1 protein-coding gene is annotated in these 280 nt (G+C 54.6%); it reads left to right on the forward strand.

What is annotated here, in order from left to right; genetic code table 11:
* Positions 1 to 35: 35 nt before the first annotated feature.
* Positions 36 to 280, forward strand: a 245-nt coding sequence (locus tag LZP69_RS16395; protein ID WP_234201750.1) for an alpha-amylase/4-alpha-glucanotransferase domain-containing protein, incomplete at its 3' end; no start/stop codon positions are given.

Consider the following 280-nt stretch of genomic DNA (forward strand, 5'->3'; position numbering starts at 1 on the left):
CCGGTGACTTTGCCGGCCGGCCTTACGAATTTTCTGTGAATACTGCGGCCGGCTCGCTGGAAGTGCTGATGAAAAGGCAGGGGACCGTGCAGGCCGGCCATACCAGTGCTGCACTTGCGCTGGAGAAGGCCGTGATATTAACGCAAAGCGCGGGCAGCATCAATATCAGCTACAGGTTCGTCAATGAAAGCGATATGCCAATTGACACTACCTTTGCCTGTGAGTGGAACATAAACCTTCTGGGCGGCGGGCATAACGATGCTGCTTATTACAGGGTGGA

The organism is Shewanella sp. AS1 (genome assembly GCF_021412565.1).
In the GTDB taxonomy this organism is placed as follows: Bacteria; Pseudomonadota; Gammaproteobacteria; order Enterobacterales; family Shewanellaceae; genus Shewanella.